Origin of the sequence: Solirubrobacter phytolaccae, assembly GCF_027587195.1 — a bacterium.
GTDB lineage: Bacteria > Actinomycetota > Thermoleophilia > Solirubrobacterales > Solirubrobacteraceae > Solirubrobacter > Solirubrobacter phytolaccae.
In genome coordinates this window covers 1-25691 of the sequence record NZ_JAPDDP010000017.1, presented here as the reverse complement: position 1 = coordinate 25691, position 25691 = coordinate 1, and the positions used below count along the sequence as shown (strand labels likewise).

At 71.7% G+C, this 25691-nt stretch carries 22 protein-coding genes; 7 read left to right on the top strand and 15 right to left on the bottom strand.

All coding sequences use genetic code 11. The features are described 5' to 3' along the window. Positions 1 to 11: 11 nt before the first annotated feature. Genes cysE through OJ997_RS11445 form a run of 3 tightly spaced genes read right to left on the bottom strand, consistent with a single transcriptional unit; the run spans position 12 to position 1827 of the window. Entirely contained in the window at positions 12 to 752 is a 741-nt protein-coding gene (gene cysE / locus OJ997_RS11455; RefSeq protein WP_270025229.1) for a serine O-acetyltransferase, read from the bottom strand. A gap of 11 nt (positions 753 to 763) precedes the next feature. Then, entirely contained in the window at positions 764 to 1624 is an 861-nt protein-coding gene (locus OJ997_RS11450) for a HesA/MoeB/ThiF family protein (protein WP_270025228.1), read from the bottom strand. Then, positions 1621 to 1827 carry a sulfurtransferase TusA family protein gene (locus OJ997_RS11445; RefSeq protein ID WP_270025227.1) on the bottom strand — a complete coding sequence of 69 codons (207 nt, stop codon included), beginning with the start codon at positions 1825 to 1827 and terminating at the stop codon, positions 1621 to 1623. The genes OJ997_RS11450 and OJ997_RS11445 overlap by 4 nt, the downstream gene beginning before the upstream one ends. Before the next feature lie 22 nt (positions 1828 to 1849). On the opposite strand from OJ997_RS11445, the gene OJ997_RS11440 reads away from it, so the two are divergent. After that, positions 1850 to 2398, top strand: coding sequence for an RBBP9/YdeN family alpha/beta hydrolase (locus OJ997_RS11440; RefSeq protein ID WP_270025226.1), 549 nt, complete (start codon positions 1850 to 1852; stop codon positions 2396 to 2398). Here OJ997_RS11440 and OJ997_RS11435 read toward each other — a convergent pair. From OJ997_RS11435 to OJ997_RS11415, 5 genes are read right to left on the bottom strand one after another with little or no spacing between them, the layout of a single operon-like run. Then, entirely contained in the window at positions 2379 to 3428 is a 1050-nt protein-coding gene (locus tag OJ997_RS11435) for an alpha/beta hydrolase (protein WP_270025225.1), read from the bottom strand. The genes OJ997_RS11440 and OJ997_RS11435 overlap by 20 nt on opposite strands. Beyond that, positions 3425 to 4369, bottom strand: a complete 945-nt coding sequence (cysK, locus tag OJ997_RS11430; protein ID WP_270025224.1) for a cysteine synthase A — start codon at positions 4367 to 4369, stop codon at positions 3425 to 3427. The genes OJ997_RS11435 and cysK overlap by 4 nt, the downstream gene beginning before the upstream one ends. A gap of 7 nt (positions 4370 to 4376) precedes the next feature. After that, the gene (locus OJ997_RS11425; protein WP_270025223.1) at positions 4377 to 5225 is read right to left on the bottom strand and encodes a GNAT family N-acetyltransferase; all 849 of its coding nucleotides are present in this window, start codon (positions 5223 to 5225) and stop codon (positions 4377 to 4379) included. Then, entirely contained in the window at positions 5222 to 5971 is a 750-nt protein-coding gene (locus OJ997_RS11420) for an ABC transporter permease (protein ID WP_270025222.1), read from the bottom strand. The genes OJ997_RS11425 and OJ997_RS11420 overlap by 4 nt, the downstream gene beginning before the upstream one ends. After that, the gene (locus OJ997_RS11415; protein WP_270025221.1) at positions 5971 to 6876 is read right to left on the bottom strand and encodes an ABC transporter ATP-binding protein; all 906 of its coding nucleotides are present in this window, start codon (positions 6874 to 6876) and stop codon (positions 5971 to 5973) included. Before OJ997_RS11415 ends, OJ997_RS11420 begins: the two co-directional genes overlap by 1 nt. Before the next feature lie 57 nt (positions 6877 to 6933). On the opposite strand from OJ997_RS11415, the gene OJ997_RS37520 reads away from it, so the two are divergent. Both OJ997_RS37520 and OJ997_RS11405 read left to right on the top strand, forming a co-directional pair. Then, complete coding sequence (locus OJ997_RS37520; protein ID WP_270025220.1) at positions 6934 to 7965, top strand: helix-turn-helix transcriptional regulator; 1032 nt, start codon at positions 6934 to 6936, stop codon at positions 7963 to 7965. Between the two features lie 49 nt (positions 7966 to 8014). Beyond that, positions 8015 to 12535 carry a DUF7619 domain-containing protein gene (locus OJ997_RS11405; protein WP_270025219.1) on the top strand — a complete coding sequence of 1507 codons (4521 nt, stop codon included), beginning with the start codon at positions 8015 to 8017 and terminating at the stop codon, positions 12533 to 12535. Here the strand turns inward: OJ997_RS11405 and OJ997_RS11400 are convergent. The 4 genes from OJ997_RS11400 to OJ997_RS11385 all read right to left on the bottom strand — a co-directional run bounded on the left by OJ997_RS11400 (position 12532) and on the right by OJ997_RS11385 (position 16761). Further along, on the bottom strand, positions 12532 to 13188 hold the full coding sequence (locus tag OJ997_RS11400) for an SDR family NAD(P)-dependent oxidoreductase (protein WP_270025218.1): 657 nt from the start codon (positions 13186 to 13188) through the stop codon (positions 12532 to 12534). The two genes, OJ997_RS11405 and OJ997_RS11400, sit on opposite strands and share 4 nt — an antisense overlap. An 89-nt stretch (positions 13189 to 13277) precedes the next feature. Beyond that, the gene (locus tag OJ997_RS11395; protein ID WP_270025217.1) at positions 13278 to 15089 is read right to left on the bottom strand and encodes a methyl-accepting chemotaxis protein; all 1812 of its coding nucleotides are present in this window, start codon (positions 15087 to 15089) and stop codon (positions 13278 to 13280) included. Between the two features lie 92 nt (positions 15090 to 15181). Then, the gene (locus OJ997_RS11390; RefSeq protein WP_270025216.1) at positions 15182 to 15574 is read right to left on the bottom strand and encodes an RrF2 family transcriptional regulator; all 393 of its coding nucleotides are present in this window, start codon (positions 15572 to 15574) and stop codon (positions 15182 to 15184) included. 89 nt (positions 15575 to 15663) lie between these two features. Then, positions 15664 to 16761 (bottom strand): HDOD domain-containing protein, encoded by a 1098-nt coding sequence (locus OJ997_RS11385; RefSeq protein WP_270025215.1) that lies wholly within the window; start codon positions 16759 to 16761, stop codon positions 15664 to 15666. A gap of 671 nt (positions 16762 to 17432) precedes the next feature. Between OJ997_RS11385 and OJ997_RS11380 the strand changes: the two genes are divergently transcribed. Together OJ997_RS11380 and OJ997_RS11375 are read left to right on the top strand one after the other, a co-directional pair. After that, the gene (locus tag OJ997_RS11380) at positions 17433 to 18308 is read left to right on the top strand and encodes a deoxyribonuclease IV (RefSeq protein WP_270025214.1); all 876 of its coding nucleotides are present in this window, start codon (positions 17433 to 17435) and stop codon (positions 18306 to 18308) included. Between the two features lie 42 nt (positions 18309 to 18350). Then, positions 18351 to 19151, top strand: a complete 801-nt coding sequence (locus tag OJ997_RS11375) for a dioxygenase family protein (RefSeq protein ID WP_270025213.1) — start codon at positions 18351 to 18353, stop codon at positions 19149 to 19151. Here OJ997_RS11375 and OJ997_RS11370 read toward each other — a convergent pair. Then, positions 19148 to 19936, bottom strand: coding sequence for a hypothetical protein (locus OJ997_RS11370; RefSeq protein WP_270025212.1), 789 nt, complete (start codon positions 19934 to 19936; stop codon positions 19148 to 19150). The two genes, OJ997_RS11375 and OJ997_RS11370, sit on opposite strands and share 4 nt — an antisense overlap. 116 nt (positions 19937 to 20052) lie before the next feature. Beyond that, positions 20053 to 23562, bottom strand: a complete 3510-nt coding sequence (gene dnaE, locus OJ997_RS11365) for a DNA polymerase III subunit alpha (protein WP_270025211.1) — start codon at positions 23560 to 23562, stop codon at positions 20053 to 20055. 72 nt (positions 23563 to 23634) lie between these two features. Between dnaE and OJ997_RS11360 the strand changes: the two genes are divergently transcribed. Further along, positions 23635 to 24687 (top strand): hypothetical protein, encoded by a 1053-nt coding sequence (locus tag OJ997_RS11360; RefSeq protein WP_270025210.1) that lies wholly within the window; start codon positions 23635 to 23637, stop codon positions 24685 to 24687. Positions 24688 to 24770: 83 nt separating this feature from the next. Here OJ997_RS11360 and OJ997_RS11355 read toward each other — a convergent pair whose 3' ends face one another. Beyond that, positions 24771 to 24929 carry a hypothetical protein gene (locus OJ997_RS11355; RefSeq protein ID WP_270025209.1) on the bottom strand — a complete coding sequence of 53 codons (159 nt, stop codon included), beginning with the start codon at positions 24927 to 24929 and terminating at the stop codon, positions 24771 to 24773. A gap of 6 nt (positions 24930 to 24935) precedes the next feature. Here OJ997_RS11355 and OJ997_RS11350 point away from each other — a divergent pair, with 6 nt between their 5' ends. Continuing rightward, positions 24936 to 25604, top strand: a complete 669-nt coding sequence (locus OJ997_RS11350) for a GntR family transcriptional regulator (RefSeq protein WP_270025208.1) — start codon at positions 24936 to 24938, stop codon at positions 25602 to 25604. Positions 25605 to 25691 lie beyond the last annotated feature (87 nt).

Genomic DNA, 25691 nt, shown 5'->3' with positions numbered 1-25691 from the left:
GAGGCCCGAGGTTACCCGCCCGCGGGACTTGGGCCACGCGCCGGGCGCAACGGCACGACCGCCGCGACCTTCCCCGGGTCCTCGCCGCGGAGCGTCGCGACCTCGCGCTCGAGGTCGGCGATCCGCGCCGCCATCTGCTTCAGGGCATCCGCGATCGGGTCGGGGAGGTGCACCCAGTCGGCGTCCGGGCCCTCGGGCTTGCGACCCTCGACGCGCACGGGATGCCCGGGGTTGCCGACCACGGTCGAGTTCGGCGGCGCGTCGTGGATGACGACCGTGTTGGCGCCGATCTTCGCCCCGTGCCCGATCGTGATCGGCCCGAGGAGCTTCGCGCCGGAGCCGATCGTCACGTTGTCCTGCACGGTCGGGTGGCGCTTGCCGGTCTCGAAGCCCGTGCCGCCGAGCGTCACGCCCTGGTAGAGCGTCACGTTGTCGCCGACCTCGGCCGTCTCGCCGATCACGACGCCGATGCCGTGGTCGATGAACATCCCGTCGCCGATCTTGGCCCGCGGGTGGATCTCGATCCCCGTGAGCGCGCGCGAGAAGTACGCGATCGCCCGCGGCGCGACCGGCACCTCGGCGGTCACGAGCGCGTGCGCGACGCGGTGCATGAGCAGCGCGTGCAGGCCGGGCCACTGCGTGAGGATCTCCGCGGTCGACACCTCGGCCGCGGCGGGGTCGCGCTCGCGCACGGCCTTGATGTCGCGGCGAAGCTCCCCGGACACCTTTCGGATGGCGCTCAGACCCAGCATCTGCCCGGAATCTACCCCTCGCCGCAGTCTTCGCAGTCGGCGCGCCGGTGCACGCTCACGCGCGTGAACTCCATCGACGCGAGGTCCACGCTCAGGAACGCGTCGAGCGTCGGCGGCTGCGCGCCGCTCAGCAGCTTGATCGCCTCGAGCGCCTGCAGCGAGCCGAGCGTGCCGGCGACCGGCCCGAGGATGCCCGCCTCCGCGCACGAGCGCGAGTCCCCCGGCTCGACCGGGAACGCGCAGCGGTAGCAGGCGGTGGCGAACGGGATGATCGTCATCACGAGCCCGATCCAGCCCACGGCGCCGCCCTCGATCAGGTCCACGCGGGCCTCGCAGCAGGCCTTGTTGACGGCGTAGCGCGTGGCGAAGGAGTCCGAGCAGTCGATCACGAGGTCCTGGCCCTCGACGAGCCCGGCGGCGTTCTCGGCGTCCAGGCGCACCTGGTAGGGCTCGATCAGCACGTCCGGGTTCAGGAAGCGCAGCTTGGCGGCCGCGCTCTCGACCTTCGGGACGCCCAGGTCGGGCGTGAAGTGCAGCGGCTGGCGGTGGAGGTTGGAGATCTCGACCACGTCGGAGTCCACGAGCCCGATCCGGCCGACGCCCGCGCCCGCGAGGTAGGCCGCGACCGGCGAGCCGAGCGCGCCGGTGCCCACGACCAGCACGGACGCGTCACGCAGCAGCGTCTGCGCGTGCTCGGTCCACTCGGGGAGCACGAGCTGGCGCGAGTAGCGCTCGACCTCGGCGTCCGAGAGCAGCGGCGGCGCGACCGCCTCGATCGCCGGCGCCTCGTACTCCTCCTTGGCGCGGATCGCGGCCCGCGCGGCCGACTGGAACGCCCCGCGCAGGAACGTCCGTCGCGAGTTCTCGGTCATGCCCTCACGATCCTGATCGTCGTGCCGTCGCCGTCGACCGCGTGACCGGCCTCGCGCGCCGAGCGCGGCACGTTGGTCTCGGCCTCGCCCGGCGGGAGCGTGACCTCCAGCGTCTCCCCCGCCGCGAGCCGCTCCAGAGCGAGCTTCGTGCGCACCCACGTCATCGGGCAGCGCAGCGAGCTGACGTCGAGGGTGTGGGCCACGTCGGCTACGGTAGCGGCCCGCATGTCACGCCCTTCGTATCTGATTCTGCATGGCTATCAGGGCTCAGGACCGGGACACTGGCAGTCCTGGCTCGCGGGCCGGTTGCGCTCCGGTGACGCCGCGGTGCACTTCCCCGATCTGCCGGACGCCGACGAGCCGCGGCTGGAGGCCTGGCTCGACGCGCTCGAGCGCGAGCTGGACCAGTTCGACACGCCGCCCGTGGTCATCTGCCACAGCGCCGGCTGCCTGCTCTGGCTGCACCACGTCGCGCGCGGCGGCAAGCCCGCCGAGCGCGTGCTGCTGGTCGCGCCCGCGTCCGCGGACGCCGTCCCGGACAGCCTCGCCCACTTCTTCCCCGCGCCGGACGTGCAGCTCGACGACGCGCGTCTGGTCTGCAGCGACAACGACCCGTACTGCCCGGCCGGCGCCGCGACCGTCTACCCCGGGCTGCCCACCGACCTGCTGCCCGGGGACGGCCACATCAACCCCGACGCCGGCTACGGCCCGTGGCCGGCGGTCGAGGCGTGGGCGCGCGAGAACGTGACGCCGGTTACGGCTCGAGAGCGGTGACGAGCTCGCGGATCGCGTTCGGGTACCGGTACGTGAGCCGCGCGTGCGTGCCGTCGAACAGCTCGCACGTGTAGTCGACGCCGATCTTCGCCAGCTCCGCCGCGAAGGCCTGGGCGCCGAGGTCGAGGAAGTACTCGTCGCGGCGCCCCGCGTCGACGTAGATGCGCTTCATCGAGCGCAGCGCGTCGGCGTTGCGCGGCGCCATCCGCACAGGGTCCTTCTCCACCCACTGCGCCCAGATGTGCGCGATCAGCCGGCCGTTGGCGTCGAACGGGATCAGCGCGCGGCCCGGGTTGGCCGGGTCGGGCGAGTAGGCCGCCGCGTAGCCGTAGAGCTCGAGCAGCTCGATCCACTCCCACTTGGGCGGGTCGGTCACCTTCACGCGCTCGAAGAACGTCTCCCACGAGCCGTCGAACTCGTCGCGCAGTTGGCGCGCGCGGGTCGGGAACTCGTGCAGGTAACAAGCCTCGAAGAGCGCGTCGCCGGCGTGTGAGGCGAACGCGCCCCACACGTCCGGGCGCAGCATCGGGACGACCATCGCGCCGTACCCACCGCTCGACTTGCCCGTCAGGCCGCGGTGGTCGCGGTGGTCGAGCGTCGGGTAGCGCTCGTCGACGAAGGCCACGACCTCGTCGCACAGGTAGTCCTGGTAGCGGCCCGTGCCGGACGAGTTCAGGAACTGGGAGCCGCCGAACGACGTCCACGCGTCGACGAAGACGATGATCGCGTCCGGGCACTCGCCGGTCGCGAACAGCGCGTCGATCCGCTCGATCATGTTGAGCTCGAAAGGTGTCCGCGAAAACCACATGTCGAGCTGACCGGTGTAGCCCTGGATCACGTACACGCTCGGCAGCAGCTTCGGGTGGTCGAGCTCCACGCCGGGCGGCCGGTAGACGTACAGCGGCCGCCGCGACGGGTCGCCGAGCGGGTTCGTTGCGAGCGCGTCCGACTCGACCACGAGCCGGTCCAGCGTGCCGTGCAGCGGGCGTTCCCACGGCGCGCCCGCGGGCCCTTCGACCTCGCGGATCATGAGGACTGGGCGGCGGGCGGCTCGGGTGCGAAGAACGGCAGGGACACGTAGCGCTCGCCCGAGTCGGGCAGCACGACCGCGATCCGCTTGCCCTTGGCCTCCGGGCGCGCGGCGACCTGCAGCGCGGCCCACAGCGCGGCGCCGCAGGACACGCCGACCAGCACGCCCTCGCGGCTGGCGGCCTGGCGGGCCGTCTCCAGCGCGTCCTCGTCGTCGACGGTGATGATCTCGTCGAGCACGCCGCGGTCCAGCACGGGCGGGATGAAGCCCGCGCCGATGCCCTGGATCTTGTGCGGGCCGGGCCGGCCGCCGGACAGCACCGGCGACGTCAGCGGCTCGACCGCGACCACCTGGATGTCCTTGTTCTGCTCCTTGAGGAACGTGCCCGCGCCCGTGATCGTGCCGCCCGTGCCGACGCCGGCGACCAGGTAGTCGATCTTGCCCTCCATCGCCTCCCACAGCTCGGGCCCGGTCGTGCGCCGGTGCACCTCGGGGTTGGCGGGGTTGGAGAACTGGTCGGGCAGGAAGTAGCCGTCCTCGCTGGCCATCGCCCGCGCGGCGGCGACGGCCTCGCCCATGCCGCCCATCGACTCGGTGATGTGGACCTGCGCGCCGTACAGGCGCAGCAGCCCTTCGCGCTCGCGGCTCATGCCCTGCGGGAGCGTGAGGATGAGGTCGTAGCCCTTGGCGGCGCAGACGAACGCGAGCGCGATGCCCGTGTTGCCGCTGGTGGCCTCCACGATCGTGGTGCGCCCCGGCTCGATCCGGCCCTCGGCCTCGGCCGCCTCGATCATGGCCACGCCGATGCGGTCCTTGACGGAGCCGCCCGGGTTGAACATCTCGAGCTTGCCGAAGACCTCGCCGCCGTTGGGGGGCGCGAGGCGCTTGAGCTGCACCATCGGGGTCCGGCCGACGTGATCGGCGATGTTGCTCGGAATCATCGGCGCCTTAGTCTGGCAGCGGCTTGTGGTAGTCGTCGATCCGCCAGCGCTGGGTCATGCCGACACGCTCGTACAGGCGCAGCGCGTTGGGGTTGTCGGAGGCGACGTTGAGGACGACCTGAACGTACCCGTTCGCGCGCGCGGCCGCGAAGACGGCGGTCAGCAGCGTGCCGCCGAGGCCGCGGCCCGCGTGGTCGGGATGCACCGCCAGCAGCTCGACATAGGCGACGCCGTCCTCCCAGCGGCGGACGAGCGCGAAGCCCTTGCCGGGCTCGACCCGGGTCGTCTCCGGGTCGACGTTGTGGCCGTGCAGGCTGCGCTGCCGCCACGCCTCGGGATCGCGCGGCGTGTAGTCGGCGTTGCGGCTGAACGCGGCCTCGTACACCGGGTAGAGGTCGTCGCTCTCCTGCAGCGCCCGGAACTCCGCGTCGCCTTCGTCGCCGAGCGCCCGCTCCAGCCGGTAGTAACTGCGGGCGACCGACCAGCCGTTGGCCTCCAGCAGCGTGCGGGCGGTGGTCGCGCGGTCGCCGACCGCCTGGCGCAGGAACGGCTCGCCGCGCTCGCGTCCGCGCGCCTCCGCCCAGCCGAGCAACGCCGTGCCGGCGCCCTCGCCCTGGCGCTCCGGGTCCACGGCCACCAGCAGGTCGCCGCTGCGGAAGTGCGCGTAGCCGATCGTCTCGCCGCCGGACTCGGCGACCATCGCGTCCTTGGCCAGCGCGAAGCCGGGCTCCGCCCACTCCTCGCGCAGGTCCTCGAGCGAGTAGTCGGGCTCCCCCACCTCCGCCACGTCGACCGCGATCACGATCTCCGCGGCGCGCGGGGCGTCGGCCTCGGTGGCGGGACGCAGCCGGATCACGCGGTGATGTCCCGCTTCCGGAGCATGAACATCCCCGCGGCGACGAAGAGCGCCGCGTAGAGCGTGAGCAGCAGCCCGGCCGGCAGTTGCTCGAGCAGCACGTCGTCGTCGGGCGAGACGCCCGTGAGCCAGTTCGAGACCGCGCCGAGGCTGTACTTGGGCAGGATGTCGTCGAGCGAGTCGCTCAGCGACAGCAGCCCCGTGGCGAGCGGCTCGAGCACGAAGACATACACGAGCGCGCCGACGATCGCCCCGACCTGGTTGCGCACGAGCGCGCCGAGGCCGACACCGAGCGCGGCGAAGAGCCCGCACGTGAGCGTGCCACCGATGATCAGGCTGCCGCGGCCGATCTCGTCCGTCGGGAAGTCCCGCGCCGAGCCGAACGCGGCGACGATGACGACGATCAGCACCGTCGAGACGAGCCCGATCGCGAGGCCGGTCAAGGTCCCGGCGATCAGCTTGGACGTCATCAGGCGGATCCGGTTGGGGACCACGAGCAGGCTCGGCGTGATCGTGCCGTGGCGGAACTCGGTCGTGGCGGCGAGGATGCCGATCAGCAGCGAGAACGTCTGGATCAGCGAGCCGATGAAGTACAGCAGCGGCTCGATCGGGTCGTCGTCGAAGGTGGCGAACGCGCAGATGAGGATCGTCGGCACGAGCACCAGCGCGGCGCAGGCGGCCAGGAAGGCGTAGAACGTCCGCGTGGTGCGGAGCTTGAGGAACTCGGCGTTGGTCAGGCGAAGCATCAGGACGGGCCTCCCGTGGCGCCGGTGAGCTCGAAGTAGACGTCCTCGAGCGAGCCGCCGAGCGGGACGAGCTCGGAGATCACGATCTGGTGCTGGGCGATCACGCGGCCGACCTGCTCGCCCGTGCGGTCGGCGACGGTGATCTCGTGGGCGTCGCCGCTCACGCGCGCGCCGTCGGCGTACAGAAGGTCGCCGAGCTTGCGCACGTCCGGCCCGGCGACGCGCACGCCGCCCTGGCGGCCGGAGCGGGCCATGATCTCCTGCAGCGGGCCCTGCGTGACGCTGCGGCCCTTGGCGATCACGACCACGTCGTCGGCGGTCTGGGAGACCTCGGCGAGGACGTGGCTGGAGACGAGCACCGCGCGGCCCTCGCCCGCGAGCCGTCTCAGGAAGTCGCGCAGCCAGCGGATGCCCTGCGGGTCCAGGCCGTTGGCGGGCTCGTCGAGCACGAGCACCTTCGGGTCGCCGAGCAGCGCTGCGGCCAGGCCGAGGCGCTGGCGCATGCCGAGCGAGTAGCCGCCGGCGCGCCGGTTCGCGGCTTCCCGCAGCGCGACAAGCTCCATCAGCTCGTCCACGCGCCGGTCGCCGATCCCGGACGCCCGCGCGAGCGTGCGCAGGTGGTTGCGGCCGGTGCGGCCCGGGTGCAGCATGCCGCCGTCCAGCACGGCGCCGACCGTGTGGACGGGGTCGCTGAGCGTCACGAACGGCTGCCCGTGCACGGTCGCGCTGCCGGACGTCGGGTTCACGAGCCCGAGCAGCATCCGCAGCGTGGTCGTCTTTCCCGCCCCGTTCGGGCCCAGGAAGCCGGTGACGCGCCCCTCGTCCACCGTGAACGAGAGGTCGTCGACGGCCTTGACGGGCCCGAAGTGCTTCGTGAGGCCCGTCACCTCGATCGCGTGTGCCATCGGTGAGAGAACCTAGCGTGATTGAGCCGAGACGCGCTCACTGGAAGAATCCCGCCCGTGAGCCTTCCCGAGCGTGAGCTGCACGGGCTGCTCGAGGTGCTGGGCGAGGTCCACCACGCCGAGGACCTCGACGGCTTCCGCGGCGCCCTGCTGGACGTGCTGCCGCGCGTGATCCCGGCCGCGTACACGTCCTACAACGAGGTCGGCGCCGACGGCGCGCCGCTGGTCACGCTCGTCTCGCCGGAGCCGGCGACGCAGATCCTGGCCAGCTGGGGCCGCGTCGGCCACCAGAACCCGCTCGTCCAGCATCACCTGGCCAGCCGCGACGGGCGCGCGCTGCGCCTGTCCGACGTGACCGACATGGCCGCGTTCCGGGAGCTGGAGCTGTACACGGACGTGTTCGTGCCGCTGGGCGTGGAGCACCAGCTCGCCGTCACGCTGCCGGCGCCGCCGACGCTGTTGATCGGGCTCGTGTTCGCGGACGCCGACGACTTCACCGACGCGCAGCGGCGGATGCTCGACCTCGCCCGCCCGCATCTGATCCAGGCGCACGCGAACGCGGCGCTGCGGGAGCGCATGCACGACGTCCTGGCCGCGGTGGAGGCCGGGCTCGACGACATCGGCGAGGCCGTGGTGGTGAGCGACGCGCGGGACCGGATCGCGTTCGCGACGCGGGCGGGCCGGGCGGCGCTGGAGCTGATGGGCTCCCGCGGCGACCGGCTCCCGGCGACGCTGCGGGACACGCCCGCGCCGGCCCACGCGGTCGTGCCGGTGGACGGCGGGCCGCTGATGGTGCGCCGGATGGCACCGCGCGGCGGGGCGACGGTGTTCATGTTCGAGCGCGGGTCGCGCGGGGCGCCGCTGTCGCTGCTGGAGTCGCTCGGGCTGACGCCGCGGGAGGCCGAGGTGCTGCAGGCGATGATGCGCGGGCAGTCGACGGCGGCGGTCGCCGAGACGTTGAAGGTGAGCCCGCGGACCGTGCACAAGCACACCGAGCACCTGTACGCAAAGCTAGGTGTCACCGACCGGCTGGCGGCCGTGAGCGCCGCGTGGGCCGCGCTGGAGAGCGGAAAAGGCAGCAGTACGTAAGTCTGCGTATTGCTCTCGCCGGGCGTTCGGCGAGAGATTGGCGGGCGCCATGGTCCGCACTTTCCTGCTCGCGCTCGTCGTCACCGCCTTCCTCGCCCCCGCCGCCCAGGCGGCCTGCACGAACACCTACTCGGGCCCGTCCGGAGGTGAGTGGCAGGTCGCCGCCAACTGGTCGCTCGGGCACATCCCGACGTCCGCCGAGGACGTGTGCGTCAGCAGGGACGTCGTCATCGTCGAGCGCGGGATCGCGACCGGCAGGCTGGCCACGATCGCGGCCGGCGCGAAGGTGACCATGCGCACCGACCCCGGGTTCGCGCACACGCAGGCGTCGTTCGCCGAGGTCGACAACGCGGGCACGTTCGAGTTCGTCGCCACGGGCACGGCAGCCGACAACGACAGCAACGAGCTGACGGTCGGCACCTTCAGCAACCGCGGCACGCTGCGCACCGCCCAGAACGAGGGCTACACGGCCATCCGCGGCAACGTCACCAACACGGGGACGGTCGCCGTCACGAGCCGCCTGCGCCTGCTCGACAACGGCGCGCCGATCACGTGGCTGAGCTCGGGCACGATCACGGTGACGGGCGAGCTGTGGATGGAGTCGGGCCACGGCGGCACGCTCCGCCAGACCGGCGGCACGCTGACCAACGCCGGCGACGTGACGTTCTGGGGTTCCTCCGACCAGCTCGCGGTGAGCGGCGGGACGTTCCTCGGCAGCCCGGTCACGCTGCGCCAGGGGTCCTTGGCGCTGACCGGCGGGACGGGCACCGCGCGCATCCACTGGGGCGCCGCGTCGCTCGCGACCGACGTCGCGGCGGGCTGGACGATCCGGATCGAGGACCGTAGCTCCGACTGGGTGCGGCTGCGCGTGCCCGCCGGCCAGACGCGCACGAACGCGGGCACGATCGTCTTCGCGCGCGACCCGATCGCGGACACGACCAACCGCGTCGGCGTCGCGATCGACGTCCTCGACGGGGCCAAGCTGATCAACACGGGCACGATCCGCGCCGACGCGAACGTCGTCGCCGAGCAGCGGATCATCGCCCCGTACTCGAGCGGGCAGAGCTACCCCAGCCCGACGGCGTTCGTGCAGAACGGCGTGCTGGAGGTCCACCACGCGCTGGCGGTGCCGCCGTTCACGCAGGGTGGCGGGACGACGTCGGTCGACGCGGGCGTGCGCTTCACGGTCGGCGCGCCGCTCCAGAACACCGATCCCGGGCTGACGTTGAACGCCGGGACGATCACCGGCGGCGGGCGCGTCTCGGCGCGACGGGTGACCAACCGCGGCGGTGTGGTCGCCCCCACGCCGGCCCTGGACTTCTCCTACAACAACATCTGGGAGACCGAGACCCAGGGCGGCGACTACGTCCAGGAGGCCGGAGGGACGCTGCGGACGCGGCTCTCGGCGGCCGGGAGCGGGCTCTCGGTCGGCGGCGTCGCGACGCTCGGCGGCGCGTGGGACGTCGCGCCCGCGCTCGGCCACACGCCCCCGGCCGGGCAGACGTACGCGGTCGTGCGGACCTTGACCCTGGGGTCGCGCCGCGTCGGCACGTTCGCCCACGTGGTCGGCGCGTACGCGCCCACCTACGAGCTCGACGGCGCGGACGTCACAGTGCCGGGCGGCTCCGCGTCGTTCTCGGTCGACGACGTGGCGGTGCGCGAGGGCGAGACGTTCACGTTCACGGTCCGGCGCTCCTCCGGCGCCGGGGCCGCGGCGGTGCGCTGGTCGGCGCGGGACACCGGCTCCGCGCAGCGCGCGTCCGACTACCCGGAGATCAACGGCGGCTTCCCGCTGTTCGGCGACCTCACGTTCGCCGCGGGCGAGACCGCCAAGACCGTGACGACGGTGTGGACGGCCAACGACGGCGCGCCCGAGCCCGACGAGACCTTCCAGTTCCATCTCTCGCATCCGACCACCGTGCCGATCTCCCGCGCCACGGCGACCGCGACGATCCTCAACGACGACACGAGCCTGACGAGCGTCGCGCCGAACGTGCTCTCCAACGGCGGGCCGGCGACGGTCACGCTGCGCGGCGAGGGCCTGACGAGCCAGACGAAGCTGCTGCTGCGCCGCGGCGGCCGACCGGACATCGCGCCGCTGAGCTTCGTGCCCGCCGACGACGGGCGCTCCGCCACCGCCGTGTTCGACACCACGACCGCGACGCCGCTGGACGCCAGCTGGTTCATCGAGGCGCGCACCTACGGGATCGGCGGCGGGTCGCGCCTGGTCTCGCTGCAGGCCGCGACCGGCGAGGCGCGCCCGTACGTGCAGGCCACCGGGCCGGCGTTCGCGCGCGGCGGGCTGCCCTCCGACGACTACCTGTACTTCGGCAACCTCGGCGCGGTCGCCTCGCGGCCGGCCGCCGTGCGGCTGTCGGGCTACCCGGTCGGGGCCGACCTGGCGGTGGACCACCTCCCGCCGGGCGCGACGGCCGGCTTCTACGACGGCGTGAAGGGCCGCACCGTGGTGGTCTCGCTCGGGCGCGTGCCGGCGCGGAGCAGCGACTTCGTGCGCATCCGCTACACCCCGACGACCACGATCGCCGGGCACACGAAGCTGAACCTGCAGGCGGCGATGACGTTCACGGACGCGATCCCGGCGCTCACCGACGCCCGCACGTTCACCGGCGCCACGCTGCTGCCGCCGAGCGCGGGGTCGCTCGTGCGCGCGGACCTCACGTTCAGCGGCGGCGGGTCCCTGCGGATGACGTACTCACAGGCCGCGGCCGACGGCGCCGCGCCAACCGTCACCCACACCGGCACGAGCTGGACGTTCGCGGGCACCCTGCCGGTCGCGGCGGCGCCCGCCAAGGCGGTGCGCGCCAGCGTCGACGATCCCACCAAGGGCCTGCTCAAGGTCGACTTCAACGGCGGCGAGTTCAAGATCACCGGGCCGCTGCAGCAGGTCGAGGGCGCGTACGAGCTGAGCATCCAGCGATTGCGCCTGACCGAGTGCATGAAGGACCTCGGGTTCCTCAACGGGACCGACTACGAGGACCTCAAGCGCCTCGCCGAGGGCGCGGTGGTGATGAAGGGGATGGTGAGCGCCGCGGGCGCCTCGAGCGAGCTCGGCAACTTCTCGCTCCAGCTGGGCGCGCTCGACGCGGTCATGAGCGGCGCCTGGGAGATGCGCGTCGCGGGCGGCCCCTCGGCGGTCCTCGACAACATCGCCAACACCAAGTTCAACCTGTATCCCGAGCAGGACGACGAGTGGCAGCTGCTGTGGATGATGCAGCTGTGCACCGAGCACGACAAGCCGGTTGAGGCGCCCGATCCCCAGTACGACAAGGATGGGAACTTCATCCCGCCGCCGTTCGTGAAGGAGCTGCTGCAGTCGCACGACCCGAACGAGAAGGCCGGGACGCCCGGCGGCGGCGCCGCGCACGCCGTGCGCTCGGACAAGCCGCTGCACTACCGGGTGAGCTTCGAGAACCTGCCGGCGGCGAGCGCGGCCGCCCAGACCGTGCGGGTGACGGACCCGCTCGACCCGGCCAAGCTGGACCTGTCCACGTTCGCGCTCGGCCCGATCGACTTCGGCGACGTGCTGCTGACGCCGCCGGCGAACGCCCGGTCGTGGACGACGACGGTCGATCTGCGGCCGGCGACGGATCTGCTCGTGCGCGTCGAGGCGGGGCTGGAGGGGTCGAGCGCCGTCTGGAAGTTCACGTCGCTGGACCCGGCGACGCTGACGGCGACGACCGACGCCGTCGCCGGCTTCCTGCCGCCCAACAAGGTCGCGCCGGAGGGCCAGGGCGGCGTCAGCTACTCCGTGGCGCCGGTCGCGGGGGTCGCGACCGGGACCGTGGTCGGCGGTGACGCGTCGATCGTGTTCGACACGAACGCCGCGATCGTCACCAACGTGTGGTCGAACCTGCTCGACGACACGGCGCCCGCCGCGGCCGTCCAGTCGGCCGTGGTGCGCGACTGTGGCGTCGACGTGGCCTGGGGCGGCACGGACGCCGGCTCCGGGATCGCGTCCTACGACGTCTGGATGAGCGAGGACGGCGGCGCCTGGCGGCCCGTCGCGATGCGCACGGCCGGCACGTCCGCGCGGGTTCCGGCGGAGGCGGGGCGCGCGTACCGCTTCGACGTGCAGGCGCGGGACTTCGCCGGCAACCTGCAGGCCGCCGAGCGCGGCGACGCGCGCGCCGTCAGCGCCGACTGCAGCGCGCCGGTGGTCGACCCGGGCGACGGGCAGATCATCGTCGAGCAGCCCGGGCCGCCGTCCGGGCCGGGTCCGGGCGGCGGCGGCGCCCCGCAGCCCGCGCCCAAGCTCGCCTTCGGCCGCACGCCCGTGAGCGTCAAGCTCGGCAAGGTCACGCGCCGCGCGGTGACGGTCACGCTCACGAGCCGCGAGCGCTTCGCCTTCACGGGCACGGCCACGCTGCGCGTCGGCAAGGCGCTCTCGAGGGCGGCGAAGTTCTCGCTCGGCAAGCCCGCCAAGGTCACGCTGCGCCCGAAGGCGCCGCTCAAGCGCGGGCGGACGAAGGTCGTGCTGCGGCTCGCCCTCGTCGCGCCCGGCGGCGTCAAGAAGACGGTCGACGTGAAGCTGACGGTGCGCGTGCGCTAAGCGACGAGCGCGGCCTTGGCGGCGCGGCTGATGTCGTCGGCGAGCACCTCGGTCTCGCCGGCGCGCAGCGCCTCGAGGGTCGCGTCCACCACCTGGCTCGTGGGGATCTTGCTCTCGGGCGGGACCGCCGCGGCCAAATCGGTGTCGATGAACCCGGCATGGACGCCGACCACGAGCGTCTCGGGCAGCTCCTCGCGCAGCGCGGTCGTGATCGACCAGGCCGCGGCCTTCGTCGCCGAGTAGGTGCTCAAGCTGAGCAGCGGGCGGAACGAGGCGACGCTCAGCACGTTCACGAGCGCGCCGCCGGACAGCTGGGGCGCGAACGCCTGGGAGACGCGCAGCAGGCCGAAGTAGTTGACCTCCATCAGCTGGCGGGCCTCGTCCAGGTCGGCGGCGAGCGGCGTGTGGAGCGCGCCGATCCCCGCGTTGTTGACGACGAGGTTGACGTCGGTGAGCTCGGCGGCGGCCTGCGCCACGTGCTCGGCGTCGGTCACGTCGAGCCGGACCGGGATGACGCCCTCGCTCGTGACGGCGTCCGGGTTGCGCGCGCCTCCGTAGACCTTCGCGCCGGCCGCGACGAGCGCCTCGGCGTAGGCCTTGCCCAACCCTCGGTTCGCGCCGGTGACGAGCGCGACTGCCCCATGTAGTTCCATGGATTTGAAACTAGCAGCGTGGGTTGCATGAAACAACCCACGCTGCTTCCTAAAGAGGGTCTGTCCCTCTTTAGCGACAGATGTCGCGTTTACGCCGGGGTGAGGCGGAAGCGCGCGACGACGCGCTCGAGCTCCTCGGCGGTGCCGGAGAGCGACTGCGCGGACGCGGCGATCTCCTGCGCGGCGGCGGAGGTCTCCTGCGCGGACGCCGAGACCTGCTCGGTGGCGGCGGAGGAGCGCTCGGCGAGGTCGGTGACCGCGCCGATGTCGTTCTGCACCGAGCCGGCGCCGGTCGCGATCGACTCGACGATGGTCGCGATGTGGCCGACGCGGTTGCTCATGTCTTCGACCGAGGCGCCGATCTGCTCGAACGCGCCGCGGGCCTGCTCGACCGTGGCAGCGCCGGCCGTCGTGCGCTCGTTGGTGCGCTCGACGACATTGACGACGTTGTAGGTCTCGCGCTGGATCTCCTCGATCAGGCCGGAGATCTGGCCGGCCGCGCCCTGGCTCTCCTCGGCCAGCTTGCGGACCTCTTCGGCCACGACCGCGAAGCCCTTGCCCTGCTCGCCGGCGCGGGCCGCCTCGATCGCGGCGTTCAGCGCCAGCAGGTTGGTCTGCTCGGCGAGGGTCGTGATCGTGGCGACGATGCCGCCGATGGCGTCGGACTTGGTGCCGAGCGCCTGGATCGCACCCGCGACCTCCTCGGAGGACTCGCGGAGCGCGTGCATGGCGCTGGTGGCCTCGTTCGCGGCCTCCACGCCGGCCTGGGCGACCGCGCGGGCCGCGTCGGCGGCGTCACGCGTCTCGCGGGCGGTGCGCGCGGACTCCTGCACGTTGACGGACACCTCGTCCACGGCGACGCGAGCGTCGGTGACGGAGCGGACCTGGCTCTCGGCGCCCTCGGCGATCTCACCGATGGCGAGCGCGATCTCGCCGACCGCACGGCCGGTCTCCTGCGCCGTGCCGGCCATCTGCGACGAGGCGCTGGCGACCGTCGCGGCCGAGTCGGCGACGTCGCCGATCGTGGTGCGCAGACCGTCGACCATGCCGTGCAGGGCGATGCCGAGCGCGTCCTTGTCGCCGCGCGGGGTCACGTCCGAGACGAGGTCGCCCTGGGCGATCCGGTCTGCGGAGGCGACGCTGTCGCGCAGGTAGTCGACCATGCCCGCGAACGCCTTGCCGGCGTCGCCGAGCTCGTCGTTGCTGTTGAGCTGGATGTCCTGGTCCACGTCGCCCTGGGCGATGTGGTCGGCGGCGTCGACGAGGCGGCGCAGGCCGCTCTTGATCGAGCGGATGATCAGGAACGCGATCAGGCTGCCCGCGAGCAGACCGCCGGCGAGCAGGATCAGCGCCAGGTTGCGGGTGGACGAGGCGGCGTCCGCGACCTGCTTGACCGAGTCGGCGGCGGCAGCGGCGTTGGCCTTGTCCCACGCGGCGATGGCGGCCTTCGTGTCCTCCCACGCCTGGTCACCCTCGCCGGACGAGATGATGCTCGTCACGCCGTTGATGTCGTTGGCCGGAAGGGCGAAGACGCCCTGGGTGACGTCCTGGTACTTGGTCCACGCGGCCACGAAGGCGTCGAGCTGAGCGCGGTCGGCGTCGCCACTGACGTACTGGGCGCGGTAGGTGCTGAGCGCGCTGGTGACGTCGGCGAGGTTGCCGTCGAGCTCCTCCTTGTCGGACTGGCGGACGACGAAGAGGATCTGGTTGCGGCGGTACTTGCCGGTCAGGTCCTTCAGCTCGCCGATGGTGCGCGTGCCGGGCACGACGTTCTCGCCGATGTTCTCCGTGTCCTCGCGCATGGCGGAGGTGCGGGAGACCGAGTAGAAGCCGAGTACGGCGATCAGGGCCAGCAGGCCGGCGAACGCCGCGATGAGCTTTGTAGAGATGGTGAGGCGCAAGGTGTGTCCAGAGGGCAGGGGGAAGACGGAAACGGTCCCCCTGGGCATCGGTCACCCTGGACGAATCTTGCGCCGCTGTGAGCTTTGACGCTCTAGATGTAATACATGGTCGCGCCCGCGGCCTGGTTCTCGCGCTCGAGGACGTCGCTGATCGTCGTCTTGGCCAGCACCGCGCGGGCGGCGGCGGCCGCCTCGGCGAAGATGCCCTCGGCCTCGGCGCCCAGGCGCCCGTCGAGCAGCTCGACGACCTCGAGCACCGTGACCTCACCGGGCTCGCGGGCGAACGCGTAGCCGCCCTTCACGCCCCGCTGCGAACGCAGGATGCCCGCGCGGCGCAGGACGGCGAAGAGCTGCTCGAGGAACTGCACCGGCACGTCGCGCCGGCGTGCCAGCTCACCGATCGGGACCGGACCGGCCCCACCGGTGCGGGCGAGCTCGGCCAGGGCGCGAATCGCGTACGGCGATTTGGTGGTGATCGAGAGCACGCGCCAATGCTGACACGTGGCCCGGCGCGGCGACGCGCGAACTGGCCGGGCGGGCAGGCGAGCGCGCTCCGCGCCCGCCGTAGGGCTGCTTACAGCCAGCCGCGTTCGGTCGCGTGCAGGACGGCCTGCGCGCGGTCCACGGCGCCGAGCTTGCCGTAGATGTTGTGCAGGTGCGTGCGGACCGTGCTGGTGGAGAGCGAGAGCTCGAGCGCGATCTGCTTGTAGACCATGCCCTGGGCGAGGCGCTTGAGCACGTCCAGCTCACGCGAGGAGAGCGGGCAGGGCTCGACCGCGCGGGGGCGGTCCTGCGACGGGTAGGGCAGGTCGTAGAGCACCGAGCGCAGCTCGGACGGGCCGAAGCCGACCGTACGGGCGGCGCGCAGGAGCTCGGTCGAGGAGACCGGGGAGCCCTGCGAGTAGTGCGCAAGCATGTCCGCGAGGCGCACGAAGGCGGCGTCGCCCTGCGCGTCGTCGGAGTGATGGCGCTCGATCGCGGACGCGACCGCGTTCGGAAGGTTCCAGCGGCGGGCGAGGACGCCGCCGACCAGGGCGTGGTCCACGCCGAGCTCGCGGCGCTCGTAGTGCAGGCGCTCCTCGGGCGTGCGCGCGGGCCCGTGGACCTGCTTCGGGTAGCCCGGGTAGGCGTGCATGAGCACGAGCTTGCCGACGTCGTGGAGCAGGGCGGTGACGAGCAGGCGGTCGCGATGCGCGTAGCCGGCGGCCGCCGCGAGGCGGTCCGCGGCGCGCTGGACGGCGACGGCGTGCAGGCGGAAGCGCTCGGGAGCGGCGTCCCAGGTTTTCCCACGCTCGAAGAACTCGAAGGTCTCGGCGTTCGCGGCGAGGCGCTGGACGGCCTCGGGCGAAAGCACCTCGACGGAGGAGACGACCGACTCGACCTGACCGCGCTTGGGCGAATCCAGGCCGTTGGCGAGGCGCATCACGGAGATGACGAGCGCGACGTCGGACTCGATGGCGCGGACGACGTCACCCGTGGACGGGTTCTCCTCGGCGATCAGCGCGAGCAGGCGGTTACGCGACTCGGCCAGCGCCGGGAAGACCTCGAGGGCCTCGAAGGCAGCCGTGAGCCGCTTGCCGTGCCCCTCGTTACGGGGTCGGCCGACGACGGCGTACGGCGCGTCGCCGCGGGGGCGGGGCCGTACGGCGGCCGGTGCGGTTGCGGTGCTCATGAGTGAGTCATCGACCGCAGGGAGCTGTTCTGGAGTGTGGCCGGTAGTCACGGGCAAGTCACCTTGACCCGGTATCGGCAATTGTCGACCGATGGTTGAGGCCCCCGCCACGTTGTCCTCCTCATTCCCCGCCTACGCCTCGCGCGCACGTTCCACCCTCTTGAGGGTCACTTCGCGCTCCAGCAGCGCGACCGTTCCGAAGATACTGGGTGAAACGGCCGTCCTGGTCAAACGGAGCGCGAAAGACCGAGAATTCCGCCCAGGTTGGCGCACAGTGCGGCTTGTGTGCACGCGCGTCGCGTCATTGGTCGGACCGAGCTCGCGCCGGATGCTGGAGCATTGTGCCTGAGAGTCGTGCACTGATTCTCGTAGATACCCCGTTTTCCGGAGATCCTGAACCGAAGCCGGTTCGCGGCACTTCGAAAGCGTTTTTCCGTCCGGACCTTCTGGTACTGACGGAAGCGCTCGGATACGACGTTCAGCGCCCATCACGTCATAGATTCGCAGGCCGGTCGGCGTATCGGGGAAAAGCAGTCAAGACCTCTCACAATGTGAGCCTTGTTTGCGGCGGGAAAGCGGCCGCCGCCGGTTGTACAGTCCCCGTCCGCGCGCTCGTCTCGAGCGCGCTCTGAACGGCGACGAGAAAGCGAACCGCGCATGGCCAGCAGCCAATGTTGATCGGCGCCCACGTCTCCCCCGCGGGCGGCCCGGCGAACGCCGTGACCCGAGGGGAAGAGCGCGGCTGCCGGTCGATCCAGATCTTCAACCAGTCCCCGCGCATGTGGAAGGCCCGCGTCTACAACGACGAGGAGGTCGCCGCGTTCCACGAGGCCATGGAGGCCTCGTACGTCGTGGAGGCGCTGGTCATCCACGCCGTCTACCTCCTGAACTGCGCCTCCGAGGATCCGGAGATCCGCTCGAAGTCGCTGGAGTCGCTGAAGGTCGCGCTCAACGCGGGCGCGCAGCTCGGCGCCGCCGGCGTCGTCCTGCATCCGGGGTCGGCGCTCAAGGACGGCGGCCCGGCCGAGGACGCCATCAAGCGCGCCTCCGAGGTCATCAAAGAAGCGCTCGACGAGTCAGAGAAGTGTCCGTTGCTGCTCGAGGACACGGCGGGCGCGGGCGGCACGCTCGGCCGCTCGTTCGAGGAGCTCGCGGCGCTGATCGAGGGCGCCGGCGGCGGCGAGCGCCTCGGCGTGTGCCTGGATTCGTGCCACCTGTTCGCCTCCGGCTACGACGTCCGCACCGCCGAGTCGCTGGGCGGGGTGATCGACGAGTTCGACAAGGTCGTCGGCTGCGACCGCCTCGGCGCGCTGCACGTGAACGACTCGATGACGCCGCTGGGCTCCAATCGCGACCGCCACACCAACCTCGGCGACGGCGAGATCGGCCTGGAAGGCATGATCGCGTTCCTGTCGGAGCCGCGGTTCGAGGGCCTGCCGGTGATCTTCGAAGGCCCGGGGCGCCTCGGCAAGGGCGTCGAGGCCGTCGACATGGCCTGGGCGCACGACCTGCGCTCGCGTGGGCTCGCCGCGCAGCTCAAGGGCTAGGACTCCCAGTTGGCTCCCAGGAACGCGCGCGATCCTGGGGGCATGTCGCACCATGACCACGACCTGGGGCTGAGCCACGACCTTCCCCGTCTCATCAGCCGCCGCCGGGCGCTCGGCGTGATGCTCGGCGGCCTCGGGTCGGCGGTCGTGGTCGCCTGCGGCGGCTCGGACCCCGCCGGCTCGCCGACCGCCACGGCAACGCCGGCTTCCGGCACGAGCGGCGACCGGATCCCCGAGGAGACCGCCGGTCCGTTCCCCGGCGACGGCTCCAACGGGCCGAACGTCCTGGCCGAGAGCGGCGTCGTCCGCTCGGACATCACGCGCAGCGTCGGTGACGCGTCCGGCGTCGCCGCCGGCATCCCGACCACGGTCGACCTCACGCTGCTGGACGTCGCGGGCGGCGGCGGGCCGCTCGCGGGCGCGGCCGTGTACCTCTGGCACTGCGACCGCGAGGGTCGCTACTCGCTCTATGACGAGTCGGTCGCGGGCGAGAACTACCTCCGCGGCGTCCAGGAGTCGGGCGCCGACGGCAAGCTCAGCTTCCAGACGATCTTCCCGGCCGCCTACCAGGGGCGCTGGCCGCACATGCACTTCGAGGTCTACGAGAGCCTCGACGCCGCGACCGCCGGCCAGGGCAAGCTCCGCACCTCCCAGCTCGCGATCCCCCAGGACACGTGCGAGGTGGTCTACGCGACGGCGGGCTACGAGCAGAGCGTCCAGAACCTCGCCGGCACGTCACTGGACTCCGACATGGTCTTCAGCGACGGCTACAAGAGCCAGCTCGCGAGCGTGAGCGGCAGCGTCGAGGACGGCTACACGCTCACGCTCAACGTCGGCGTCTAGCAGCGGCGGTAGGTGAACGACTGCGTCGCGACGCTGCCGTCCTTCAGCGTGACCGTGACCGCCACCTCGGTGCGCCGTGCCTTGAGCTTGAGCTTCGCGGCCCGGCCGGCGCTCGCGCTGGTCCGCCGCGCACCGGCCGCGAGCCCGAGCTTCGCGACCTGCTTGCCTGGCTTGACGGTCAACGTCCCGCCCCGCACGCACCGAGCGCGCGCGGGCAGCGCGACGTGGTCACGTACGCGCGGCGTGAGGCGGGGCTGCGGCGTGGGCGGGGCCACCGGGAGCGGAGCCACGCTGTCGGTGATGACGCCCTGGTTGGCCGGGATCGGCTGGACCCCGTACTCCACTCGCACGAGATCCCCGTATGGAGCCACGAAGGCGTCGCCCGTGACGCGGTTCTCCGGAGTGTCCGGGAGCGTGAACTGCACGCGGACGCGCACCGCGCCCTCCCCGCACACCGTACCCCAGCCGATCAGGTACGGCGTCTGCGCCAGGCGCGCGCTCAGGTCCTGGTAGACGCCGTCGAGCTGCGCCTGGCTGTACGGCGTGGGCGAGAAGTAGATGCGCTCATCGAGGTACGCGGCGTCCTCGGCGCTCACCTTCGTGGCGATCGCCTGCGTGAACGCCGCCTCCGCGGCCGCGGCATCCAGCGGCCCAGGCGAGAACGCGACGCCGTACCCCTGGAGCGAGGCGTCGAAGAAGTGGAGCACGTACTGGGCCCCGAGCGCCTCCTTCGCCGCCGCCTGCGCCTCATCCACCAAGTGGTTGAGCCGCGGTTCAGTGAACACGCCCGGATTCGGTGGGCACAGCGGAGTGTCCGCGCGGGCCGCCGCCGGGAAGGCAGCGACCGCGCCGAGAACGAGTAGACCAGTCAGCGCTCGCATAGTGGCGAGCGTAGCGCCGACTATGCAGCTGCGGACGCGGCTCCGCCCAGAATTCCGTCCAGTTCCGCTCGCAGGCCCGCGTCACGCGCCTGGACGCGGTAGCCGGCGCCGAACTTCAGCCGCCGCAGGCCCGTGCGGGTGTGCATCTCCAGCACGAACTCGGTCTCGCCCGGGTAGCGCTCGAACAGGTCTCGCAGGTCGTCGATGACGGTGGCCGGCAGCTGCGCGGCGTGCACGCGGCGCTTGAGCGCCGTCGGCGCCGTCGCGGCGACCTTGGCCATCTTCTCCTTGGCCTTCTCGATCTCGGCGTCGCTCGGATCGAACTTCTCCACGCTCGAGACGACGAGGGAGACCTTGCCCTGCTCCTTCTGCTCGACCTTGCCCTTGACGAGCATCGTCGAGTCCGTCGCGATCAGCTCCTCGAGCGACTGCATGACCTCGTCGAAGATCACGACCTCGACCGAGTCCTCGAGGTCGGCGAGCGTCGCGAACATCATCATCTTGCCCGAGCGCGTGCGGATCTTCTTGCTCTCGGTGATCATGCCGCCGACCTTGCGCCATTCGCCGTCGCGCGTGCCCGACAGCTCCGCGATCGTGCAGTCGGCCTTGACCTGCATCGCCGCGGCCACGCGCTTGAGCGGGTGCTCGGAGATGTAGACCCCGACCGAGTCCTTCTCCATCGAGAGCAGCTCGTTGGGCTCGAACTCGTGCGTCGGGACCGGCGGGTGGCTCGGCGCGGCGGTCTCGGTCGCGCCGCCCGTGTCGAACAGGTCGAAGATCGAGCCCTGGCCCATCTGCGCGTCCTGCTGGGCGCGCTGGCCGGCCGACTGCGCGGCGTCCAGGACCTCGAGCATGCCTCGCCGGGTCGCGCCCGTGGAGTTGAACGCGCCGCACTGGATGAGCGCCTCGATCGAGCGCTTGTTGACGGCACGGCCGTCCACCCGCTCGCAGAAGTCCCAGATGCTCGTGAACTCGCCCTCTTCGCGGGCGACCTTGATCGCCTCCACGGCGGCGTAGCCGACGCCCTTGACCGCATCCAGGCCGAAGCGGATGTTGCCCTCGACGACCATGAACTCGTGGTCGGAGAGGTTCACGTCCGGCGGCAGGATCTCGATCCCCATCTGCTCGGCCTGGTTGACGAAGAACGGGACCTTGTCCTTCGTGTCCATGACCGAGGAGATCAGCGCGGCCATGTACTCGGCCGGGTAGTTCGCCTTCAGCCACGCCGTGCGGTACGAGATGAGCGCGTAGCAGGCGGCGTGCGACTTGTTGAACGAGTAGTCGGCGGACTTCTCGTTGGTCGCCCACAGCGACTCGATCACGTCCGGCGACACGCCGTTGGCCTTGCAGCCCTCGATGAACATCGGCTGCAGCTTCGCCATCGCCGCGCGGTTCTTCTTGCCGATCGCCTTGCGGAGGTCGTCCGCCTGCGGGCCCGTGAACCCGCCCAGGGACTTGGCGATCTGCATCGCCTGCTCCTGGTAGAGGATCACGCCCTTCGTGGACTCCGTGATCGGGATCAGCCGGTCGTCGATGTACTGGATCGAGTCCGGGTTGCGCTTGCCGCGCGAGTAGGCCGGGATCTGATCCATGGCGCCCGGGCGGTAGAGCGCCACGAGCGCGACGAGGTCCTCGAACTCGGTCGGGTTGACTTTGCGCAGCGACTCGCGCATGCCTTCGGACTCGAACTGGAACACGCCGACCGAGTCGCCGCGGGCCATCATCTCGTAGGTCTTGAGGTCGTCGAGCGGGATCGCCGCGATGTCCGGGCGCGCGCCCGTGGAGCGCTCGATGATGTCCAGCGCGTCCTCGATCACGTCGAGGTTGCGCAGGCCCAGGAAATCCATCTTCAGCAGGCCGATCTCCTCGATCGGCTTCATGCTGAACTGCGTGACCGTCCGGTAGACCTTGTTGCCGGCCTCGTCGGTGGTCCGCGCGTCCGCGAGCTGCAGCGGGATGATGTCCGTGAGGCTGCGATCGGAGATCACGACCGCGGCCGCGTGGATCGACGCGTTGCGGACGATCCCCTCGAGCCCCTGCGCGACCTCGATGACCTGCGCCGCCACCGGGTCTCGCGCCACTTCGCTCGCGAGGTCCTCGCCCGGCTCCAGGCACTCCTTGAACGACGGCGAGCGGCCCATGATCGGGTCCGGAATCAGCTTGGAGAGCTTGTCGCCGACGCCGTAGTCGTGGCCGAGCACGCGGGCGGCGTCCTTGGTCGCGGCGCGCGGGAACATCCGGCCGAAGGTGATGATCTGGGCGACACGGTCGGCGCCGTACTTGTCCTTGACGTACGCCATCACGCGCTCACGGCCGCGCACCGAGAAGTCGATGTCGATATCCGGCATCGACACGCGCTCGGCGTTCAAGAAGCGCTCGAACAGCAGGTCGTAGGCCAGTGGATCGACGTCCGTGATCCGCAGCGTGTAGGCGATGATCGAGCCCGCCGCCGAGCCACGGCCCGGGCCCACGGCCACGCCGTTGTTCTTGGCCCAGGCGATGAAGTCCCAGACGATCAAGAAGTAGGCGTTGAAGCCCATCTTGTCGATGACGCCGAGCTCCATCTCCATGCGCTCGACCGCGTGCGCCGGGAGCGGGACCCCGTAGCGCTCGCGCATGCCCTCCTCGACGAGCTTGCGCAGGTAGTCCTTCTCGGACAGACCCTCGGTCCACTCGAAGCGCGGGATGAGCTGGCCGCCGAGCGCGATCTCCACGTCGCAGCGCTCCGCGATCTCCAGCGTCGACTCCAGCGCGCCCGGGAAGTCGGCGAACGCGTCCGCCATCTCCTGGGTGGACTTCAAATAGAACTCGTTCGTGGAGAACGACATCTTCGGCGCCGCGAGCGTGGACTTCGTCTGCACGCACAGCAGCGCGGCGTGGTTGCGGAAGTCCTCCTTGCGCAGGTAGTGGACGTCGGCGGTGCCGACGAACGGGCGGCCCGTGTCCTGCGCGAACTTGCGCATGCCCTCGTTGACCTGGTCCTGCTCGGTCAGCCCGTTCTTCTGGACCTCGAGATAGACGTCCTCGGGCCCGAAGATCTGGATGAGCTGATCCAGGTGCTCGCGCGCCTCGTCGTACTTGCCGTCCATGATCCGCTGGCTCGTGCGCGACGCCAGGCAGCCCGTGAGCGCGATGACGCCCTCCGAGTGCTTGGAGAGCAGCTCCAGGTCCACGCCCGGCTTGCCGCGGTGCAGGCCCTCGAGGAAGCCCTTCGAGGACAGCGTCGTGAGGTTCTTGAAGCCCTCGTTGTTCGCCGCGAGCAGCGTGAGGTGGTTGCGCTCGACCTTGCGGTCTCGCACCGTGCGGTCGTCGACGAAGTACGCCTCGAGGCCCAGCAGCGGCTTCACGCCGTGCTTCTTGGCCGCCTTGTAGAGCTCCACCGCACCGTTCATCACGCCGTGGTCGGTCAGCCCGATGGCGGGCTGGTCGTAGGCCGCCGCGCGCTCGGCCAGCTTGTCGATGTTGCAGGCTCCGTCGAGGAGCGAGTACTCGGAGTGGACGTGGAGATGCGCGACGGATGGGGTGCTCACGGGGAGGGAACCATAGGTGTCGCATCGGACCGAATCGACGTCTCCCCCGCTCCGTGCGGAAAACTGCGGGCCATGGGGTTCTACTCGTCGCTCGGTGTGCGCCGCGTGCTCAACGCGTCCGGCATCTACACCGACCTCGGTGGCTCGTCGCTGTCCCCGGCCGTGTGGGCCGCCGCTGCGCACGCGAACGCCACCTGGGCGTCGATGGACGAGCTGCTGGAAGCGTCCGGTGCGCGGATCGCGTCGTTGATCGGCTGCCCGGCGGCGCGGGTCGTGCCGGGCGCGTCGGCGGGGATCGCGCTGAGCGTGGGCGCGTGCGTGGCGCGCGGCGAGGGCGCCGTGATGGAGGCGCTGCCGGCGGTCGAGTCGGTGGTGGTCGTGCAGCGCGCGCACGCCGGCTACGTCTACGCCCGCTGCGCCGCGCTCGCGGGCGCCCGGATCGAGTGGGTGGACGACGTCGTGGCGGCGCTCCAAGCACGCCCCGTCCTGCACCCGGCGCATCTCGACGACGCGGGCCTGCCACTGGCCGCGGTGGCGTCGGCGGCGCGCGCGTGCGGCGTGCCCGTGATCGTCGACGCGGCGTTCCAGTGCCTCCCGGTGGACGCGTTCGGGCGCTGGGCGGGCGCCGGCGATGTGGCCGTGTTCTCCGCCAAGTACTTCGGTGGGCCGAACGCGGGTGGGTTCGTAGCGGGTGGGGCGTCGGTCGTGGGGGACGTCGCCGCGCTGGACTTCGTCGGCTACGAGAGCGGGCCGTGGCGGACGTTCGGGCGGGCGTTCAAGCTCGACCGGGCGGGCGTGGTGGCGGTGGTCGCGGCTCTGGAGGAGTGGCTCGCGTGCGATCACGCCGCGCGGCGCTCGCAAGAGGACTCGCGGGCGGCACGGCTGCAGTCGCTGGTCGGCGGGACGCTGTGCCGGTTCACGCTGGACGAGCGCGTGCTCGACGCGGCGCCGTTCAACGCCGTGCGCGTGCCCGGAATGGCGGCGTCGGCGGACACGCTGGCGGCGGGCGATCCGAGCGTCCGCGCCGTGGTCGACGGCGACGCGCTCGTGTTCAACGTCGAGGCGCTGTCGTCGCCGGAGGTTGACGAGCTCGCCGCCGTTGTGTCCGCACGCTGCCCAAACTGAACCAATGGCCGGGTCTTCGAGGGGTCAGACCGGTCAGACGTTTGTCCGTTGACACTGTGTTACTTGACAGTTCCACGCGATCCTCAGAGCATCGTGCCAATGCAGGTCATCGTCGTCTCCTCGGCGCGCCCCAGCGCCATCGCGCGGATCGGCCACGTGCCGTCCGCGCCGCTCGTCGCGGGGCGGAACCAGGTCCGTGCTCGGACCTCGTACGCGCGTGCGGTGTCCGCACGACGACCCACCGGTTCTTGGAGCGGATCTTGACCCTGCTGCCGCTCGAGCGGACCTCCCCCGCCGACACCGTCACGGAGACGCTGCGCGACGAGATCCTCGCCGGCCTGTTCCCGCCCGGCACCGGTCTCTCGGACGCCGACGTCCAGTCGCGGCTCGGCGTGTCACGTGACCACGCCCGGGCGGCGCTGGGACGCCTGGAGCGCGAGGGCCTGCTGGTCCACTCGCTGCATCGCGGGCTCGAGGTCGTGCGGCTGTCCGTCGAGGACATCCGCGACCTCTACGCGACCCGCCGCACCCTGGAGCTCGCCGGTCTGGAAGCGATGATCCGCAAGCGCCCGGCCGACGACGTCTGGCTCCAGGCCGCGGTCGTCTCGATGACCGAGGCGGCCAAGGCCGCCGACGGCCGCGCGGCGGTCGCCGCCGACAACGCGTTCCACCTCGCGATCGTCGCCTCGGCCGGCTCCCGCCGCCTGCGCACGGCCGCGGAGGCCGCGTTGCGCGAGCTCCGGATCGTCCTCGCGGTCGCCGACCGTGTCTCGTCCGACCTGGACGACCTCGCGGCCGATCACGCGGGCCTGCTCGACGCGCTCGTCCACGCCCCGCCGCCCTCGGCGCGAGCCGCGCTGCTCGACCACCTGCGGCGCGGCGAGTCCCGTGCCCTCGCGGTCACGCACGGCGCCTAGTCCCGCCCGCGCCGCCTCGCGCCCTCGCGCTGCGCCGCCTCCCGCCCGCGCTGTCCGCCTCGCCTCGCGCCGCCTCGCCGCGCCTCG